At 72.7% G+C, this 17372-nt stretch carries 13 protein-coding genes; 6 read left to right on the top strand and 7 right to left on the bottom strand.

From position 1 onward, the window contains the following. Positions 1-645: 645 nt before the first annotated feature. From HNR61_RS45565 to pdxH, 5 genes are all read right to left on the bottom strand, one after another. Positions 646-1581, bottom strand: a complete 936-nt coding sequence (locus HNR61_RS45565) for a hypothetical protein (protein WP_182849381.1) — start codon at positions 1579-1581, stop codon at positions 646-648. Between the two features lie 16 nt (positions 1582-1597). Beyond that, positions 1598-3883: an ATP-binding SpoIIE family protein phosphatase gene (locus tag HNR61_RS45560; protein WP_182849380.1), complete on the bottom strand. Its 2286-nt coding sequence runs from the start codon at positions 3881-3883 to the stop codon at positions 1598-1600. Between the two features lie 216 nt (positions 3884-4099). After that, positions 4100-4798, bottom strand: a complete 699-nt coding sequence (locus HNR61_RS45555) for an iron-dependent transcriptional repressor DtxR (RefSeq protein WP_182849379.1) — start codon at positions 4796-4798, stop codon at positions 4100-4102. A 144-nt stretch (positions 4799-4942) separates the two neighbouring features. Continuing rightward, the gene (locus HNR61_RS45550; RefSeq protein ID WP_312898416.1) at positions 4943-6277 is read right to left on the bottom strand and encodes an MFS transporter; all 1335 of its coding nucleotides are present in this window, start codon (positions 6275-6277) and stop codon (positions 4943-4945) included. Further along, positions 6274-6987, bottom strand: a complete 714-nt coding sequence (gene pdxH / locus HNR61_RS45545) for a pyridoxamine 5'-phosphate oxidase (protein ID WP_182849377.1) — start codon at positions 6985-6987, stop codon at positions 6274-6276. Before pdxH ends, HNR61_RS45550 begins: the two co-directional genes overlap by 4 nt. A 128-nt stretch (positions 6988-7115) precedes the next feature. On the opposite strand from pdxH, the gene HNR61_RS45540 reads away from it, so the two are divergent. Together HNR61_RS45540 and HNR61_RS45535 are read left to right on the top strand one after the other, a co-directional pair. Then, positions 7116-8228 carry a citrate synthase 2 gene (locus HNR61_RS45540; RefSeq protein WP_182849376.1) on the top strand — a complete coding sequence of 371 codons (1113 nt, stop codon included), beginning with the start codon at positions 7116-7118 and terminating at the stop codon, positions 8226-8228. Positions 8229-8375: 147 nt separating this feature from the next. After that, positions 8376-10082, top strand: coding sequence for a hypothetical protein (locus tag HNR61_RS45535; protein ID WP_182849375.1), 1707 nt, complete (start codon positions 8376-8378; stop codon positions 10080-10082). 333 nt (positions 10083-10415) lie between these two features. On the opposite strand, the gene HNR61_RS45530 is transcribed toward HNR61_RS45535, so the two are convergent. Then, positions 10416-13289, bottom strand: coding sequence for an ABC transporter substrate-binding protein (locus tag HNR61_RS45530; protein ID WP_182849374.1), 2874 nt, complete (start codon positions 13287-13289; stop codon positions 10416-10418). A 50-nt stretch (positions 13290-13339) separates the two neighbouring features. On the opposite strand from HNR61_RS45530, the gene HNR61_RS45525 reads away from it, so the two are divergent. Together HNR61_RS45525 and serC are read left to right on the top strand one after the other, a co-directional pair. After that, on the top strand, positions 13340-13711 hold the full coding sequence (locus HNR61_RS45525; protein WP_182849373.1) for an LPXTG cell wall anchor domain-containing protein: 372 nt from the start codon (positions 13340-13342) through the stop codon (positions 13709-13711). Positions 13712-13823: 112 nt separating this feature from the next. Continuing rightward, positions 13824-14960 (top strand): phosphoserine transaminase, encoded by a 1137-nt coding sequence (gene serC / locus HNR61_RS45520; protein ID WP_182849372.1) that lies wholly within the window; start codon positions 13824-13826, stop codon positions 14958-14960. 70 nt (positions 14961-15030) lie between these two features. Here serC and HNR61_RS45515 read toward each other — a convergent pair whose 3' ends face one another. After that, positions 15031-16005 carry a class II glutamine amidotransferase gene (locus HNR61_RS45515; protein ID WP_182849371.1) on the bottom strand — a complete coding sequence of 325 codons (975 nt, stop codon included), beginning with the start codon at positions 16003-16005 and terminating at the stop codon, positions 15031-15033. A 19-nt stretch (positions 16006-16024) separates the two neighbouring features. Here HNR61_RS45515 and HNR61_RS45510 point away from each other — a divergent pair, with 19 nt between their 5' ends. Together HNR61_RS45510 and HNR61_RS45505 are read left to right on the top strand one after the other, a co-directional pair. Beyond that, a complete protein-coding gene (locus HNR61_RS45510; protein ID WP_157420226.1) occupies positions 16025-16177 on the top strand; it encodes a hypothetical protein in 153 nt (50 codons plus the stop codon). A gap of 79 nt (positions 16178-16256) precedes the next feature. Further along, positions 16257-17297, top strand: coding sequence for a YjiK family protein (locus HNR61_RS45505; protein ID WP_246445136.1), 1041 nt, complete (start codon positions 16257-16259; stop codon positions 17295-17297). Positions 17298-17372: the final 75 nt, after the last annotated feature.

The raw sequence follows: 17372 nt of genomic DNA, 5'->3' as shown, positions 1-17372 counted from the left end.
AACCCGGGGGCGAACCCGGGCCGCCAAACCTTCATGGGAATGAATCCCGACAATGAGACCCCCAAGGGTCTCGTTGCCTCAAAGAAATCCCTGTCAGTCCCCCGAAGGGAACTGGACGGGGTGGCTCGGCACCTTGGCCGAGCCTATAAAGGCACTGGCTTTTAACACGCTGTTGAGTTCTCAAGAAACGGACACCCACCGCGCTCGATCCGCTTACGCGTCTCTCGCCCCGGGGCAACTCGCTTTACGTTATCAGTTCCGGCCGGTCTGTCAATTTTACCGGTCTTCCCCGATTTCACCCTTTCGGTTTCCCGTTTCCAGGTCCCGTTCGGGCGATGTCTCTATTTCACCAGAACCGTCCGACTTTGCAAAATCGAGCGGTTCCGCAGAAACGGAGATCCACCTACGGGCACGCGGACGCGACGAAACCGCCTCGTCGGCGTGATCGTTGGTGGGTTCCCCGGGCCGGCCGCCTCGTGGACGTCCTGCATCCCGTTGGGGACAAGGAGAGAATCTATGCGCTTCAAGCGGAGACGTCAAACCGGGAGGCCAGGAGCCCGTGGTGTGCGCTCCGCCTCAGCGCGTCTCCACTGTAGGACAACGCCGTCGGTCACGCAGGCATTCCCGGAACTCGCCTCGTCCATCTCAGGGGGCGGTGCGTTCCCAGCCTGCGGGAGGTCCGGCGAGGACTTCCGCGCCCAGGTCCCTGACCAGCTCCGTGGCGGTGGTGTCGGCGGCGTCGCCGTGGAGGGCGAGGTGCACCTTGTCCACGGCCGGATGCCGCACGATGTGGAGGGCGGTGCGGTAGCCGCGCGGCTCGCTGAAGATTTCCTCGTGCCATCCCGTGCCGTCACGGTCGTCGACCGCGAGGAGGATCCAGCAGGCCCGCGCCGCCGCCCAGAACACCGCTTCGTCCGGGTCGTCGAAGGGGGTGCGCAGCCAGGTCACGGGACGGGGGACCGCTCGTTCCGGGACGCCCGCGCGCACCGTGATCCAGTGTCTTTCGTCGTCCACGGGGCGGGCGGGCCGCAGGATCGGCTCCAGTTCCGGTTTCGGCTGGGCTTTCTGCACGAGGACGGGGTGAACGAGTTCCGTGGCGACCAGCCGTGCGTACTCGGCGGCGTTCCGGACCTCTTCGGCGTCGTGGTCGAGTGCGCGTTGGAGGAGTTCCGCCGTCTCCGGTTCGGGAGGTGCTCCGCCGGTCGCCATCAGGAGCGCCACCAGTGCCCGGGGCTGTTCGTGGAGGTTCTCCTCCAGTCGGGCGCGGAGTGTCGGCTCGTTCCAGAACGGTCGCCGCGCGGCGATGACGTTCCGGATCGCGGCCGCGTGTTCGGCCGAGCGCGCCCGTACGAACAGGGCTTTGGCGTCGGTCTCGTCGCACACGACCTCCATGAGGAGGTCGTCGCCGGCGGTGTAGACCGTCGCGGTGCTCTCGCCGCCGAAGCCGCCGTGGCCGTACAGGGCGAAGTTCAGGCCCGTCGCGTCGGCGATCTCGGTGAGCAGGTCGTCGTCCACCCCGTCCGTCGGCCGGATCACCAGCGCGCACCGGTACGGGCCGCCCGCCAGGGTCTGGATCGTCACCCTCGTCCTTGAGGCGTCAGGGTTTCAGGGGCAGTTCGAACCAGACGGCCTTCCCGTTGGAGGTGGGGCGGGCTCCCCAGCGGGACGCCAGCTGGTCCACCAGGTACAGGCCCCGGCCGCCCTCGTCGGTCTCGCCCGCGCTGCGGATCCTCGGCAGGCGCATGTCCGTGTCGAACACCTCGACCCAGATGGAGTTCGCGCCCTTGCGCAGGCGCAGGCGGAACTCCTTGGTCGGGGGTTCGCGGCGGCCCAGCTGCTCGGCCAGGTCCAGGTCGTCGAAGCTGTCCAGGCTCCAGTCGTCCTCGTCGAACGCGTTCTGGCCGAAGCCCGTGTTGAACTGGACCGCGCCCAGGCCGCCGTCCAGGACCAGTTCGCGGCGGGGCGCGGGGGTCGCGGTGGCGTGCAGGACGACGTTGGTGACGACCTCGGAGACCAGCAGGCAGGCCAGTTCGGACTGCTCGTCGAGCATGCCCCAGGCCGCGAACGTGTCCGCCGCCATCCGGCGGGCCTCCGACACCATGATCGGTTCGGCGGGGAAGGTGCGGTCGGCGACCGCCAGCTCCTCGCCCGCCGTGCGGATGACCATGATCGCGACGTCGTCGTTGATGTCGCCGGGCAGCGCGTCGTAGACGGCTCCGGCGATGGTCTCCACGTCGCGGCGGGCCACCTCGGCGACGGCGGAGCGGACCGCCTCGCGGGCCTCCTCGCGGGTGTAGTAGTCGCCGTCGTCCTTGGGGCGGCGGTCGATGAGGCCGTCGGTGTAGAGGACGAGGGTGGAGCCGGGCTTGAGTTCGGCGGTCTCCTCGTTGAAGAGGATCTCGCCGCCCAGGCCGGGGCCGCGGACGCCGAGCATGGCGCCCTCGCTCTCGAACCTCAGCTCGCTGACCTCGCCGTCGACGATCAGCAGGGGCGGGTCGTGGCCCGCGTTGGCGAACTCCAGGACCCGCGACCAGGCGTCGTAGACGAAGTAGGTGCAGGAGACCAGGGGCGGGCGGACGAGGTCGTCGCTGTTCCAGCCGGAGCTCATCCGCTCGGGGCGGGTCATGGTGCGGACCCACTCGTCGAGCTTGCGGAGGATGTCGGCGGGCGGCTTGTCGTCCTGGGCGAACGCGCGCAGCGCGGCGCGGAGCTGGCCCATGACGGCGGCGGCGCGGGCGCCGCGGCCCTCGACGTCGCCGATGACGACTCCGACGCGGCCCGCCGACAGCGGGATCACGTCGTACCAGTCGCCGCCGACCTGGGTCTGTATGCCGTGGCCGTGGGATTCCAGGGGGCGGGCGGGTTCGTAGCGCCAGGCGATCTGGAGGCCGTCGAGCCGGGGCGGGCGGTCGCCGGGGAGCAGGTGCTTCTGGAACGCCAGGGCCGTCTCGCGCTCCTCCTCGAACAGCAGGGCGTTGTCGACGGCGAGGGCGACGCGGCTGGCGATCGCGCCCATCAGGTCCCGGTCGAAGCCGTCGTAGTGCGGGTCGGGGCGCTTGGACAGGTTCGACAGGGCGAGGCTCATCACGCCGAGGAGCTCGCCGCGGACCAGCAGCGGCGCGGAGATCACGGAGGTGATGCCCATGGCGTCGCCGAGGCGCTTGGACTCCTCGCTGGGCGCGGCGAAGCTGCGCTGGACCATGTCCTCGACCAGGACGGCGTCGCGGCGGCTCATGGCCTTGGCGCTGAAGTGGCCGGGCGGGTAGGAGACGGGTTCGCCGACCTCGGCCCAGGTGCCGGGGGGCGGGGTCCAGCCGCCGGCGTGCCGGGACACGCGCCGGTAGAGGCGGTCGCCGGAGAACAGGTCGATGAAGCAGTGGTCGGCGAACTGCGGGACGAGCGTGTCGGCGACGCGGCGGAGGGTGGATTCGAGTTCCAGGGAGCCGGCCAGGCGTTCGCCGATGCGTTCCAGGAGGCCGTAGCGGTCCTGTTCGCGCTGGTTGGAGCGGAGGGCCTCGCGCGCGAAGATCACGACGCCGTCGACGGCGCCGGACGGGTGGCGCAGCGGGACGGCGTGCGCGCGCGTGTAGACGGTGGACCCGTCGGCGCGCAGGTTGCAGAACGTGCCCTCCCAGACGCCGCCCTTGAGGACGTGCCGGGCCAGTTCGGTGGCCTGTTCGTGGTCCTCCTCGGCGATGCCGAGGGACAGCACCGAGTGGCCGATCAGGTCGTCGCCGCCGAAGCCGAACAGTTCGCGTGCGAACGCGTTGCCGTAGATGACGTTGCTGAAGCGGTCGCAGACGATGACCGCCATCTCCATCTGGTTCAGCACGGTCTCGGGCGGCAGGTGCGCCGTGATCGGCGCTTCCCCCCAGTCGTTCATGTGCCCACCCTGACCACCATCGCGATCCTCGCCCGTCCACCGAGGGTAGGCGCCGCTTTCGTATGCCTCGTGCCGTTGTGGTGCGCGGTCGCCCCTCGGGAGCGGACGCCGCCGTCGTAGGTATTGAACGACGAAACCGCCGCGGGGATACGCCGGAACGGCGCGCCGGTACGGAGATCTTCGGTATAGACCGCGAGCGTCCGCACCGGCGGCCCGTCAGCGCCGGCTGACGAAGACGTGCTCGGCGATGTCGCGGGGCAGGTCGGCAGGGTCGTCCGCCTCGTCGTCACTGATCACCCGTACCCCGTCGTCGGTTGCCCGGAGGGTCACCTCTCGTCCGGGTTGTATCCCGGACCTCTTGAGTCTAAGCATCAGGTCCGAGTCGCTCTGCACCTGCTCGCTGATGCGCCGGATGATCGCGGGGGTGCCCTCCTCGTCGGCGACCGCGGTCATCACCGACAGGTCGGTGTCGCCGGCGTCGTCGCTGTGTCCACCGAGCTCGTCGAGGCCGGGGATCGGGTTGCCGTGGGGGCAGACGGTGGGGTTGCCGAGCAGCGCGACCAGGCGCCGTTCGACCTCCTCCGACATCACGTGCTCCCAGCGGCACGCCTCGATGTGGACGTCCTCCCAGGGCAGTCCGATGACGTTGACCAGCAGGCACTCGGCGAGGCGGTGCTTGCGCATCACGCTGGTCGCCAGGCTGCGGCCGACCTCCGTCAGTTCAAGGTGCCGATCCCCCTCGACCCGCAGCAGCCCGTCACGTTCCATTCGCGCCACCGTCTGGCTCACCGTCGGGCCGCTCTGCGAGAGCCGTTCGGCGATCCGGGCGCGGAGGGGCACGATCCCCTCTTCTTCGAGCTCGAACACCGTCCGGAGGTACATCTCCGTGGTGTCGATCAGGCCGTGTGAGGTCACAGCTCCCTCCAGTCTTTCGGCCTTCGAGTCTACTTGTTCTCGACGTCTCCGGCCGGGTTGCGCGCATATCCCTGTCGGCGGGGTATGACACAACGTTTGGGAGTCTGCGTTTTCTTCCCCCGTCCCGTCGGCCGCGCCCGCCGGTCACGTCCGGACGGGCGTCGCGGTGCGGGTGTCGTAGCGCAGCAGCGCCGGGACGGCCAGGCCGGCCAGCACGACCAGGACGGCGCAGGCGATCCCGCCGCCGACCCAGGAGGCGGAGGCCCCGACGAACGTGGCCGTCGCCCCGGCGCGCAGGTCGCCGAGGCGGGGGCCGCCCGCGACGACGACGGTGAACACGCCCTGGAGCCGGCCGCGCATCTCGTCGGGCGCGTAGGTCTGGAGCATGGTCTGCCGGAACACCGCCGACACCAGGTCGGCCGCGCCGCCGACGGCCAGCAGGACCACGGCGAGCCAGAGGGAGTGGGCGAGTCCGGCGGCGGCGACCGCCAGGCCCCACACGACGATCGCGGCGACGAGCGCGACGCCCTGCCGGTGGACGCGGCCGATCCAGCCGGACATCAGCCCGCCGAGGACGGCTCCGATGGAGATCGCGCCGAACAGCCAGCCGACGGCGGCCTCGCCGCCGAACCGGGCCTCGGCGAGTTCGGGGAACAGGGCGCGCGGCATCGCCACGCCCATGGCGATGATGTCGACGACGAACGACATCATCAGCACCGGCTGGGTGGCCAGGAAGCGCAGGCCCTCGACGACCGAGCGCAGGCCGGGCGTTCCGGTGACGTCGCCCAGCGGCGGGATCGGGGGCAGGCGCAGCGCGGCGTACAGGCCGACGGTGAACAGCACGGCGTCCAGGGCGTAGGCGGCCGGGTAGCTCCAGCGGGCGAGGACGACGCCCGCCAGCAGGGGCCCGGCGAGCATGCCGACCTGGCTGGCGGTGAAGTTGAGGGTGTTGGCGGCGGGGACCATGTCCTTGTCGAACAGGCGCGGGGTGATCGCGCTGCGGGTCGGCGAGGCGACGGCGAAGCCGGTGGCCTGGACGGCGACGATCGCCATGATCAGCCACAGGTTGCGGACGTCCAGCAGGGCCTGGGCGAGCAGCAGCAGGGTGGAGACCCAGGTGACGCAGGACGACCAGAACAGCAGCCGGCGCCGGTCCACGTGGTCGGCGACCGCGCCGCCCCACAGCCCGAAGACGATCAGCGGGACGAGGTTGACGACGCCGAGCATGCCGACCCAGAACGACGACCGGGTCATGTCGTAGACCTGGACCGGCACGGCGACGGCGGTGACCTGGAAGCCGACGAACGACACGCCCTGACCGAGCCACAGCCGCCGGAAGGAGCCGTTGGCCAGCGGCCGGGTGTCGATCGCCAGCCGGCGCAGCCGGCCGCCGCGCCGGACGGGTTCCTCGGGTTCCTCGGGCTCCTTCCGGGGGGTGTCAGGAGTGTCGGGGGGTGTTTGGTCCTGTTCCGGTTTCACGGAGAGAGTCTCTCCAACACCCATTCGCCCGATCCGTCCGGCTCCCGCTCAGCGGAAGGCGCGCGCCGGTAGCGCAGCCGGTCGTGCAGGCGGTTCGGGCGGCCCTGCCAGAACTCGACGGCGGTCGGGACGACGCGGTAGCCACCCCAGAACTCCGGCAATGGAACGGCATCGAAGTCGTCACCGTCGGCCGGTTTCGGCCACCGTTCGGCGAGGGCGGCGTAGCGTTCGGCGAGCGTCCGGCGGTCCGGTATGACGCCGGACTGGTGCTCGCTGGCCCATGCCCCGAGGCGTGATCCGTAGGGGCGGGAACGGAAGTAGGCCGCGTCCTCCTCCCTGGTCAGCCGCGTCACCGGCCCCGACACCCGGATCTGGCGGTGCAGGTCGTGCCAGGGGAACACGAGCGCCGCGCGCGGGTTGGCGGCCAGCTGGGCGCCCTTGACGGAGGTGAGGTTGGTGAAGAAACGGAAGCCGTCGGGCCCGAAGCCCTTCAGCAGCACGGTACGGGCGTCGGGGGTCCCGTCGGCGGAGGCGGTGGCGAGCACCATGGCGTTCGGCTCGGGCAGCCCGGCCGCCGCGGCCTCGGTGAACCAGGCCGCGAACAGCGTGAACGGGTCCGCGGGGACGGAATCCTCGGTCAGCCCGGCTCCCTCGTAGGATCTGCGGAGCCGTGCGGGGTCAGGTGTGTTGTGAGCAGCGGTGCGATCCACAGCCTCACAGCCTCCCACCAGGGCGTTGTGCACATCACGGGGACCTGGGTACTGGTCAGTAAGGCGGACAGGGTTCAATGGCACGGCTACCGCCTTATCACTATGGGGACGAAAGGCAGGACGAACAAATGTCCGACTTCAAACCCGGGCTCGAGGGGGTCGTGGCCTTCGAGACCGAGATCGCCGAACCGGACAAGGAGGGCGGCGCCCTCCGCTATCGGGGCGTCGACATCGAGGATCTCGTCGGCCGCGTCTCCTTCGGTGACGTGTGGGGCCTGCTGGTCGACAACAGCTTCGACCCGGGCCTGACCCCGGCCGACCCGCACCTGCTGCCGGTCACCTCCGGCGACGTGCGGGTGGACGCCCAGGCAGGGCTGCCCACGCTGGCCCCCAGGTACGGGATGCGCCCGCTGCTGGACATCACCGACGAGGAGGCCCGCGCCGACCTGGCCCGCGTCTCGTCGACGGCGCTGTCGTTCGTGGCGCAGTCCGCGCGCGGCATCAACGTCCCCGTCGTCCCGCAGTCGCGGGTGGACGAGGGCCGCACCATCACCGAGCGGTTCATGATCCAGTGGCGCGGTGAGCCGGACCCCAAGCATGTCCAGGCCATCGACGCGTACTGGGTGTCGGCCGCCGAGCACGGCATGAACGCCTCCACCTTCACCGCCCGCGTCATCGCCTCCACCGGCGCCGACGTGGCCGCGTCGATGTCCGGCGCGATCGGCGCGATGTCGGGTCCGCTGCACGGCGGCGCCCCGGCCCGCGTGCTGCCGATGATCGAGAAGGTCGAGCAGGTCGGCGACGCCCGCCGGGTCGTCACCGACATCCTCGACTCGGGCGAGCGCCTGATGGGCTTCGGGCACCGCGTCTACCGCGCCGAGGACCCGCGCGCCCGCGTGCTGCGCCGTACCGCCAGGGAACTGGACGCCCCGCGCTTCGAGGCCGCCAAGTCCCTGGAGGACGCGGCCCTGGCCGTGCTGCGCGAGCGCCGCCCCGACCGCGCGATCGAGACCAACGTCGAGTTCTGGGCGGCGGTCATCCTGGACTTCGCCGAGGTCCCGACCGCGATGATGCCCGCCATGTTCACCTGCGGCCGCACCGCCGGCTGGGCGGCGCACATCCTGGAGCAGAAGCGCACCGGCCGCCTGGTCCGGCCGAGCGCCCGCTACACGGGTCCGGGCACCCGCTCCATCGACGAGGTCCCCGGTTCCGCCGACGCCCTCAAGCGTTACGCGAGCTGATCCCCCGGATCGTCTCGCCCCCCGCGTCGAGCGCCTTGAGGCCCCCGGTTCTCCGGGGGCCTTTTCGGTTCCCGGGGACGGGTAATCCCCGCGTCTCTCCCGGACACAGACAGAGCAGACGTGATCCACGAGAGACGAAGGGAATCCATGAGGTTCCACATGTACGGCATGGCCCTCGCCCTGGGCGCCGCCCTCCTGGCCCCGACCGGCCCGACGGCGGCCGAGGCGCGGGAGCCCCGGGTACGGGCCGGAAGCCTGGCCGGGGAGACGGCGAGCGGGAAGGCCACATCCGGGAGGCGGGTCGTCCAGCAAGCACAGCGTTCCCGCCCGGCCCCCCGCCGGGTCGGCCCGACGCACCGGCTGACCGTCCGGGTGCTGGACCTGGACGGGACGGCGCCCGCCGGTGACGCCGCCTCGATGTTCACCGTGTTCGACCTGGCCACCGGGGCGCCGACCACCGGCGGGCTCGTCGACGGCGGCGGGCAGGTGGAGCTGCCGCCCGGCGTCTACCGGGTGGGGAGCTGGATCTACGTCCCGCGGCCGGGGCGGCCCGAGGCCAAGGCCCTCATGATCCACCCCCGGCTGGAGCTGACCGGCGACGCGACGCTCGTCCTGGACGCCCGCGCGACCAGGGAGGTCAAGATCGCGCTGGACGCGCCGGAGACCCCGGACGCGAGGCTCGCGCTCGGCGACGTGATCGTTCCGATGACCACGCGGGGCCAGCGGCACGGCTACGGGCTGCCGCTGGAGGACGGCGTCCGCGTGTCCCCGGCTGCGGGCGTCCCCCTGCGCCTCCTGGCGACCTGGACCAAGGGCGGCGGGTACACCAGCTCGTACCGCTACACCGCCTACCACGAGTTCGCGGGGCGCATCCCGGACCGGCCCGAGCTCGACGTCCGGGCGCGGGACCTGGCCAGGGTGCGCACCACCGTCCCCGGGCAGGGGGCCGCGCAGTGCCACGGCGCGTTCGTCGGCCCCGACCTGCCCGACATGAGCGCGGCCCTGGCCCACGGGGTGGTCACCGGCCCGACCCCGTCCGTCCGCACCTCGTACCTGAGCCCCGGGGTGACCTGGCGGTCCGACCACGGCCTGGGCGGGAGCGACTGCGCCATCACCGAGAGCGGCCAGGGCACCGACCGGTTCCCCGCGCCGGGCGACCACCGGCGTTCCTGGTTCACCGTGCCGTCGGTCCCGGTGCCCTGGATGTGGGAGGCGCGCGACCTCCGGCCGGGCGTGGTGCGCCGCGACGACCGGATCGAGGTGAACCTGTCGCTGTTCTCCGACGGCGCCGGCGACCACGTCGGCCCGCGCAGCGCGCCCTGGGAGGACGGGCACATCACCGGCGACACGACGCTCAGCCGGGACGGCGAGCCGATCGGGACGAGCCCGTTCGCGGGATACGGCTCGTTCGACGTCCCGAAGGAGCCGGGCCGGTACGTGCTGGAGACGAACGCGACCCGGACCGCCCCCTGGTCCCCCCTGGGCACCCGGACCAGCGCGACCTGGACGTTCACCTCACAGCCGTCGGCGGAGCCGACCGCCCCGCCGTTGATGACCGTGCGCTACAAGGCCGCGCTCGACCCCCTGGGCCGGGCCCCCGCGGGCCGTCCCTTCCGCCTCGGCACCACCGTCCTGACCCCACCCGGCGTCACCCCCCGCGCGGTCGCCCGGATGACCGCGCAGGTCTCCTACGACGACGGCCGGACCTGGTGGCCCGCAACCGTGCGCGACCACCGGACCATCACCCTGAACCACCCGCCACGCCCCGGCCACGTCTCCCTGAGAGTCACCGCCACCGACAAGGCGGGAGACTCGGTCACCCAGACCACGATCCGGGCCTACGCCCTGTACTGAACCCGCGATCCACTCCCCCTAGGACCTGCCGAGGCGGACCTCACGGGCAGAGAACGCCAAAGGTAACCGGGGACCGGGGCAAGGGGCGAAGCCCCAAGAGGGGCTGTAGGGGCAGGGCCCCTGCCGGGGGTCCAAGGGGGCGGGCCCCCTTGCCAGGGTTCGCAGCACGACGAAAGCGAAGCGCCAGCGAAGTCTTTCGGCGTGCGCGGGCCCGATGTGGGGGTTTGGGGGACGGTCCCCCCAAGGCCAACACAGCCGCTTTCGCCGCAGAACCGCGCAGACCCCCAGCAATATCGGGGGTCTACACGTCCCCGCTAGCCCCAAGCCCTCACATCACCGAGGGCAGGGCGCGCTCGCCTGCCCGGTGCTGACCAGCCGTCCGCAGACCGCCGCCACCATCAACGCCCCGTCCGGCCTCAACTCGGTGAGCAGGACCGGCTTGTGCTCGATCTGGTGGCCACCGGCCCGGGGGCCGAAGCGCAGCAGCCCCGTGGCGCCCTGGGTCTCGGCTCCCGCGCCCGGTTCGGTCAGTTCCGACAGGATCGCGGCGGCGGTGGGCAGGGCCCGGCCCTGGTCGCCGTAGATGCGTTCGGCGACGCTGATCACGGTGCGGGCGGCGTCGTAGCCGAGGGCGGCGTGGGTGCGTGAGGGGCGGCCGTTGGCGGCGGTCTCCCGGCCCACCAGGGCGTTCACCACCGGGTCGAACTCGCTGTAGAAGAGCTGGAGGGGCTGGCGGCCCACCCAGCGCGGGACCCACGCCTCGCGGGCGGCCAGGGGTGTGAAGAACAGGCGGATCGAGTCGGTGCGGGCGACCTCGGCGGCGTTGTCGCTGACGTACTTGGTCACCTCGTCGCCCGCCAGGACGGTGCGGCGGCCCTTGCAGTCGGTGTTGGCCAGGCGGTTGATGAACGACCGGAACTCGTCGGACCGGCCCGCGTAGTAGAACAGGTCGGACGGGTTCTGGCACGCCTCCAGGATGCGGTTGGGCACCTGGCTGGGGTCGGAGTAGGGCAGGCGGCGGACCCGGCCGGGGGCGAAGGCGCGGACGAAGTCCTCGGCCAGGTTGCGGCTGTAGAGGTCGTCGGTGGTGGCGTCGTAGAAGACGTCGGCGGTCGCGGCCCGCGCGCCCGTCTGGCCGTTCCTGGCCCAGAACGCCGCGTGCGCCGCCAGCCGCGCGTTGGAGGGGGCCAGCCGGAAGTAGTAGGGGGAGAATCCGCCCGGGAGGCGGCCGGTGCCGTCGAAGGTGTTCGTCGTGCCGATCATCGGCAGCGCCGACTTGGAGATCACGTCGATGGCCTCGCTGGTCTGGCGGCGGCTCTGCCCGAACCCGACGGCGGCCACCAGGGTGGGGTCGGTGGCGGCGCGGCGGCGGATCAGGTCGGCGATGTGGCGGGCGTAGCGGAAGCGGGATCCGGCGTTGGCGAGCAGGACGCGCAGGCGGGGCAGGCCGCTGGCGGCGTTGTGGCGTTCCTGGGCGATGGACAGGCCGACGAGTTCGCCGTGGATGCCCGCCAGCAGGTCGGCCTGGGGGTTGCGGGTTTGCGGGTCGGTGGTCATCGCGCCCAGGTAGACGAGGGTGACGTAGGGCTTGCCGGAGTTCAGGACGTCGTCGTTGAGGCGTTCGATGCGTTTCTCCACGGCCGCCAGGCGCGGGGTGAAGACGTAGGAGCCGTCGGTGATGCCGACGCATTCGCCGTTGGTGGCGTGGGCGACGGTGAACGGGTCGCAGTACCGCACGGTCTGCACCGAGATCACGCTGACGGAGGCGGCCAGGATCGCGCCCATCGCCAGCCACGGCAGCGCCGGGTGCGTCAGCAGGGGGCGGCGGCGGGCCCGGTAGACCGGCTCGGGGGACGAGCCGTCGCCCCGGCCGGTGTGGACGCGCAGCGCGCGGCGGGTGCCGAGCACGGCGGCGCGCTGCTGCTCGGCCCGGTAGGTGGCCCAGAACGGCATGCCCTCGGGTGTCTCGCGCAGCGTGCCCAGGTGGACGGGGTCGTCGTCGGCCAGCGGGACGCGGACGGCGTCGGCCAGCGCGGCGGCCTCGCGTTCGTCGGCGACGGCCAGGGCGGTCACCAGGGGGTCGAAGCGTTCCTCGGCGCGGCGGATCTCCTCGACGCGCTCGACGAAGCGGCGGGTCTGGGCGCGGGCGGGGCTCTGCTCGGGCAGCAGGTCGACGACGACGGCGGGGTAGCGGACCCGCGCCCAGGTCGCGCGCCACACGCCGCGCCTGTAGGCCTGCCGCAGGTCCTGGAGGAACGCCGCGACCAGCAGGCGTTCCAGCTCCTCGTCCAGCGGCCGGGCGGGGTCGGCCTCCTCGCGGTAGATCACGTCGAGGGCGAAGCCGAGGAAGTCCAGGGAGCGGTTGCCGCGCAGGTAGGTCTGGGTGGGCGAGGTGAACCAGCGGTAGCGGCGGCGGCCCGCGCGGTCGCGGGTGCGGGCGGCGACCTGCCCGAGGATCACCGACGAGCCGACGCCGGCGGCCAGGAACGCCGCCGCCAGGTCCAGGGTGCTGGCGGCGGTGGCGCTGATCAGCGCGACGGCCGCGACGCCGATCGGCGCGACCTGCTCCAGGTGGGACAGGACCGAGGCGATGCGGCCCTGCTGGCCGGGGCGTTCGGCGGGCACCACGATCTGGCGGCGGCGCAGGATGCCCCGGCCCAGCAGGGTGCGGCGGTGGGAGTCCTCGTCGGCGGCGTGGAGCTGGCCGGCCAGCAGCCACAGCTCGCGCTGGGCGTCGGAGGCGAAGTCGGGGGCGCCCTCGCCCCGCTCCTGGCGGATCCGCATGCGGCGCAGCTCCAGCAGCCACACCACCATCGACAGCAGCGGAAAGCGCAGCGCGGGTTCGAACCGGCGGTGGTGGGCCGACAGCTGGCGGCTGAGGTGCCGCAGCAGCGCCGCCAGGTCGGTGAGCCGTTCGGTGTGGCCGGGGTCGTCGGCGACGTGCGCGTACGGGCCGCCGTCGGCGATGCAGCGCTCCACGAACGCGTGCGCCGCCTGCCGGGTCTCGACCGCCGACCCGATGGTGACCAGCAGCGGGCGCAGCCGGTCCCCGGCGCGGGCGGTGGGCCGCTCCCGCAGTCGCTCGAACAGCCCGAGCAGGCCTTCAAGCCGGTCGGCCCCCTGGCCGTCGGTGTGCCCCGTCGTCACCCGTACCCCCTCGTCACCGGTCCTCTCGCGCCGCCCGCCCTGGCGGGGTGCTCCGGCCATGAAAGCGATCAACTACGGGTTCGGGGAAGCCCTTTGCCATCATGGGCCGTGTGACGCATGCCCCGGACGAACCACTCGACGGCGACATCGGCCCCGCCGCGACCGCCGTTCCGGACCGCTCCTCCCCGGCCGGGGAGGCGGGGAAGGCGGAGGCGGCGGCCGAGGAGCTGCGCCGGTACGAGGCCGAACGCGCCGAGCGCCGGCGGCGGGCCGACGCGGTCGCCGGGCGTGTCACGTTCTGGCTCGCGGCGGCGCTGCTGGCGTTCCTGGCCTACGACTCGGTCGCGACGGCGGTGCGGGCGCGCGGCCGCGGCGACGACTGGCTGTACCCGCCCGCGACCAATGCCGCGATCTTCGGCGTGCTCCTGGCGGGCCTGCTGCTGTGGGGGCTGCGCCGCCGTCGCCGCCGCGGCGCGTCGTGACGCGACCTGTCCCGGCCTGCGCCGACCTGTCCCGGCGCGCCACGACGTGAGACGTGTCTCGCTATGTGAGCCGTCCGGCGATCTTCCTAGCTGGGGCGTTAGGGTTTGCGAGGTGACCGAGAGCGCGAATCCTGCCATTGTCATTCCCGCCGATCTCAAGCCCGCCGACGGCCGCTTCGGCTGCGGTCCGTCCAAGGTCCGGCCCGAGCAGCTGGCCGCCCTGGCCGAGTCCGGCTCCACCTACCTGGGCACCTCGCACCGCCAGAAGCCGGTGAAGTCCCTGGTGGGCCGGGTCCGCGCCGGGCTCGCCGAGCTGTTCTCCCTGCCCGAGGGCCACCAGGTCCTGCTGAGCAACGGCGGCACCACCGCCTTCTGGGACGCCGCGGCGTTCGGCCTGGTCCGCGAGCGGTCCCAGCACCTGGTGTTCGGTGAGTTCTCCAGCAAGTTCGCCAAGGTCACCAAGGGCGCGCCGTGGCTGGCGGACCCGTCGCTGGTCTCCGCCGACCCCGGTTCCCACCCGGTGGCGCGGGCCGAGGACGGCGTCGACGTGTACGCCCTCACCCACAACGAGACCTCCACCGGCGTCGCCATGCCGATCGCGCGTCCGGAGGGCACCACCGCCGACGAGGCCCTGGTCCTGGTGGACGCCACCTCCGGCGCGGGCGGCCTGCCGGTCGACGTGAGCGAGACCGACGTCTACTACTTCGCGCCGCAGAAGTGCTTCGCCGCCGACGGCGGCCTGTGGGTGGCGCTGGCCTCGCCCGCCGCGCTGGCGCGGATCGAGGAGATCGCGGGCTCCGGCCGCTACGTGCCGGAGTTCTTCAACCTGAAGACCGTGGTGGACAACTCCGCCAAGGACCAGACCTACAACACCCCGGCCGTCGCCACGCTGCTGCTGTTCGCCGAGCAGATCGAGTGGATGAACGCGCAGGGCGGCCTGGCCTGGACGACCCGCCGCACCGCCGACTCCGCGCAGCGGCTGTACACGTGGGCGGAGAAGACCTCCTACACGGCGCCGTTCGTGACCGACCCGGCGCAGCGTTCCCAGGTCGTCGGCACGATCGACTTCACCGACGAGGTGGACGCCGCCGCCGTCGCGAAGGTCCTGCGCGCCAACGGGATCGTCGACACCGAGCCGTACCGCAAGCTGGGCCGCAACCAGCTGCGCGTCGGCATGTTCCCGGCGATCGACCCGGCGGACGTGGAGGCCCTGACGGCCTGCGTCGACCACGTCGTCGAGCGCCTCTAGCGAGAGCGGCGCGAAGGCCGGGCTCCCCCCGCGGGGCCCGGCCTTCGCCGTCTCTCCGGGCGGGCCGCCGTCAGGCGACGGCGAACTCGCCGGTGTCCCCGGTGGCCCGCTCGGCCACGCGGTGGCACAGCGTGGCGCGGTCGGCCGCGGCGTCGGCGTCGGTGAAGCCGGTCCACACGCGGTCGTCGACGTCCCAGGGCCGCGCGGTCGGCACGAAGCCCGCGCGGGCCAGCACGCGCGGCCGGGGCTGGAACCACTCCGCCGCCGGGCCCGCCAGCCCGATCTGGAGGTAGGTGCCCTCGCGCAGCATGACGGCGGAGGCGAACCGGACGCGGGTGTGGCGCTCGACGTCGCGGAACCAGCGCGGGTTGGACGCCCAGTACAGGTTCTGCTCGTGGTCCACCGCGACGACCAGCGGGCTCAGCGCCGCGCGGGCCAGGTGGACGCGGTCGGGCCGGTCCCGGTCCACCCAGACGAGCGCGGCCCGGCCGACCAGCGACGCCAGCACGGTGATCACGTCGTCGCCGTCGCGGCACCCGGCGAGCGCCTGGAAGACCGGCTCGCTGTCGGTGGTGCCGGTGGCGGGCGGCATCGGGAACCGGGCGCGCAGCGCGGCGGCCTCGATGTCGCCGTTGTGGGAGGCGATCACCCCGGCGGACGCGGGCGGCTCCCCGCCGACCCATCCGGCGGCGCCGCCGGGGACGACCAGGGGGCTGGCGTTGTCCAGCGTGAACGGCGAGCCCTGCGTCGCCCAGCGGGTGTGGCCGAGCGCGACCGGCGCGTGGTCCAGCAGCGGCACCAGGTCCGGCCGCCAGACCGCCGAGAACCGGCCCCGGCCCTTGACCACCCGGACGCCGTCATGGCTGACGTCGCTGCGCCGGTCGTCGGCCCGCCCGTTGGCGTGCGCCTCCTGCCCGGCGACGACGGGCCGGCCCGTGAGCAGGGCCGCCCCGGCCGAGTCCGTTCCGCGCTCCTCGGCGAGGGTGCCCAGGGTCACGAACGCGTCCGACGCCCAGTCGGGGTGGTCGGCATGGGGCGAGCGCAACAACCCGAACAATCCGCACATGCCCCATGAGATGCAGATCATGAGGGGCCGGTTCGAGCGGCGGTCGCGGGCGAATAAGCTCGAACCCGTGAACCGCGCGCCCCAATGGCTCCTTCCCACCGTGCTGACCGCGCTCGTGCTGGCCGTGGTCATCGGTGCGCTGCTCAACTGACCGAGCTGCCGGACGAGATGGTCGACAAACCGAGCGCCGGTCACGCGACCTCGGGAAACGCGTCGGGAAGGATCGAGGGATGATCACGTCTTCGTTCCTTTGCCGGGCCGGTCGGGGCGCCGCCGCGGCGGCCCTGGCGGGCGCGTTCGTCCTCACCGGGCCGGGGCTGGCCGGATCCGGCCGCGCCGCCGGTTCCGCGGCCGACTCCAAGGTGCTGTTCACGGTCTCCGACCCGCGGATCAACGAGGCCAGCGGGATCGGCGTCAGCCGGCGGCACCAGGGCGTGATCTACACGCACAACGACTCCGGCGGCGTTCCCAAGATCTACGCGCTGGGGCCGGACGGGGCGACCAGGGCCGTGTTCACGCTGGCGGGGGCCGCCGCCCGCGACTGGGAGGGCATGGCGATGGGCCGCGACGAGCAGGGCCGTCCCGCCATCTACGTGGGCGACATCGGCGACAACCTGGGCGGGGCCTGGCCGTACGTGACGGTGTACCGGATCCCGGAGCCGAGCGGGCTGCGCAGCCAGACGATCAGGGCGACGGCGTTCCGGATGAAGTACGAGGACGGCCCGCGCAACGCCGAGACCCTCATGATCAACCCGCGGACGAACCGGCTGTACGTCGCCAGCAAGCTGTTCGGGGCCGCGCTGTACGAGGCCCCGGCGCGGCTGCGGACCGGTGGGTACAACCGGATGCGCAAGGTCGGGGACGCGCCGCCGATCGCGACGGACGGGGCGTTCTCGCCGGACGGCCGCACCGCCGTGATCCGCACCTACTTCGGCGCGCGGCTGTACGGCGTCGACGCGGCCGGGCGGCCGGCCAAGGACCTGGGGTCGGTGGGGCTGCCCGCGCAGGAGCAGGGCGAGTCGATCACGTACGCGGCCGACGGCCGGTCGCTGCTGGCCGGGTCCGAGGGCGTCCGCCAGCCGGTCCACCAGGTGCCGCTGCCCAAGGAGGCGCTGCCGGCGCCCTCGGCCACGCCGAACCGGCTGGCCGGGAAGGACCGGAGACTGGACGACGGGCGGCGCGACGATCCCGGCGGGGTACGGGTCGGGTTGTTCCTCGCCGTGGGGATCACCGCGGTGGTCGGATACGGGCTGCTGCGCAGGCGGGCGTGACGGTGGGGACGTTCGGGGCGGGTGGGACGTTCGACTCGGCGAGGACGCCCCCGGGATCGCGGAAGGAGGCGACGG

The organism is Actinomadura kijaniata (genome assembly GCF_014138665.1).
GTDB classification, from domain to species: Bacteria; Actinomycetota; Actinomycetes; order Streptosporangiales; family Streptosporangiaceae; genus Spirillospora; species Spirillospora kijaniata.
The sequence above is the reverse complement of the archived record's forward strand: the minus strand, read 5'-3'. Positions and strand labels throughout refer to the sequence as shown.